The sequence below is a fragment of the Mesorhizobium sp. M4A.F.Ca.ET.020.02.1.1 genome, from assembly GCF_004022645.1.
Classification (GTDB): domain Bacteria; phylum Pseudomonadota; class Alphaproteobacteria; order Rhizobiales; family Rhizobiaceae; genus Mesorhizobium.
Genome location: NZ_RZOI01000951.1, coordinates 1 through 1,912, shown reverse-complemented (window position 1 = coordinate 1,912; position 1,912 = coordinate 1). Strand labels below are relative to the sequence as shown.

Genomic DNA, 1,912 nt, shown 5'->3' with positions numbered 1-1,912 from the left:
CTCCGACGTGCTGCCGACCGGCCGCAACCTGTTCACCGCCGATCCCCGCACTATGCCGACGCCGACCGCCTATGACCTTGGCCACGCAGCGGCGGAAGAAGTCGTGCGCAGCTACATGCAGTCGCATGGCGACTGGCCGCGCACGCTGGTCATCGACCTCTGGGGCTCGGCCTCGCTGCGCACGGGCGGCGAGGAGATCGCTCAAGGCCTGGCGCTGATGGGCTGCCGGCCGCAATGGGATGGCGCCACCGGCCGCGTCACCGGCATTGAGGTGCTGCCACCGGCAGCCCTTGGCCGGCCGCGCGTCGACGTCACCTGGCGCATTTCCGGCCTGTTCCGCGACATGTTCCCGACCCAGATCGCGCTGATCGATGCCGCCGCCAGCGCGGTTTCGAGCCGCGACGAGGACGATGCCGAGAATCCGCTTGCCGCGGCGACGCGCGCCGAGGGCAAGGTCGGCCCGCGCATTTTCGGCACCTCGCCCGGCACCTACGGCGCCGGCGTCGAGGATCTATTATCGCGCGGCGATTGGACCGCGCGCGAGGAAATTGGCCGTGCCTATCTCGACGCCACCTCGCATGCCTATGGCGGCGCTGACGGCGAAGCGATTTCCGCGCCTGGCGCCTTCGAGGGCCGCATCGCCGAGGCCGACCTGCTAGTCCACACCGGCGACGACCCCGGCCGCGACATCCTCGAGGGTTCGGCTGACGTCGCCTTCATCGGCGGGTTCTCGGCCGCCCTCGCCGCGCTCGGCAGGAATGCTGACCTCATCGTGCTCGACACCACTGACCCGCAGAAACCGAAGCCGCGCTCGGTGGGCGAAGCTGTGGCCAGAGTGGTCCGCGCCCGCGCCGTCAATCCGCGTTTCATCGCCGGCCAGATGCGCCATGGTCCGCGCGGCGCCTCGGAGTTCGCCGAGACCGTCGACCGCCTCGTCGGCTTTGCCGAGACCACGCATGCCATATCGGGCGCGCTGATCGAGGCGGTGCACGATGCCTATCTCGGCGACGCGGACGTTCGCGCCTTCATCCTGCGCGAGAACCCGGCCGCCGCGAAGGTGATCGCGGAACGCTTCCTCTCCGCGCGGCGGCGCGGCCTGTGGCACCCCTTGCGGAACTCCATCGATGACGATCTCGCCGCGCTGATCGCCGAAGCCCAGCGGGTGGCGGCATGAACGCCTTCTCCCGCCGTGGCGCCTGCCCTGCCCTCAGCACGCCGATGCAGACCGGCGACGGACTGCTGGTGCGGCTCAACCCGGTCGCTGGAGGAATGCCACCGAAGCTTTTGATCGGACTCGGCGAATCCGCCTTGCGCCACGGCAACGGTATCATGGAGGTGACCGCGCGCGGCAGTTTGCAGATCCGTGGCCTGACGGCGGAAAGCGCGCGCCTGCTGGCCGCCGAAGTGGATGCGCTGGGGATTGCCGTGCGCACGGGCGTGCCGGTCGAGACCGGGCCACTGGCGGGTATTGACCCACAGGAGGTTGCCGATCCGCGCCCGCTCGCCGAGCGGATCAGGGCGGCCGTTGAAGAGGCCGGGCTGACGCCACGGCTGGGACCGAAGGTTTCGGTGGTGATCGACGGCGGTGGGCAACTGACGATGGACGCGGTGACGGCCGACATACGGCTAAGCGCGGTACAGGCTGAGGACGAAATTCTTTGGAGGGTATCGGTTTCCGGTGATGGCGGAAGCGCGACGCCCCTTGCGGTGGTCGAAGCAGATTTGGCCCGGGATATCACGGTGGCTGCTCTCCGGATGGTCGCCGAAAGGGGTCGCGAGGCGCATGCGCGGGATTTGTCGGAGCGACAGCTGGCCTCTCTCGCAGGCTGGCATTCCTTCGCGCCCCCCTCTGTCCTGCCGGACATGTCCGGCAGGACAGAGGGGGGCGCGAAGGAATGCCAGCCTGCGAGAG

The 1,912-nt window shown here is 69.3% G+C and carries 2 protein-coding genes; both read left to right on the top strand.

What is annotated here, in order from left to right; all coding sequences use genetic code 11:
- Nucleotides 1-1,174, top strand: a 1,174-nt coding sequence (locus EN742_RS33525) for a cobaltochelatase subunit CobN (RefSeq protein WP_189375709.1), incomplete at its 5' end; no start/stop codon positions are given.
- Nucleotides 1,171-1,912, top strand: a 742-nt coding sequence (cobG, locus tag EN742_RS33520; RefSeq protein ID WP_128333802.1) for a precorrin-3B synthase, incomplete at its 3' end; no start/stop codon positions are given. The genes EN742_RS33525 and cobG, both read left to right, overlap by 4 nt.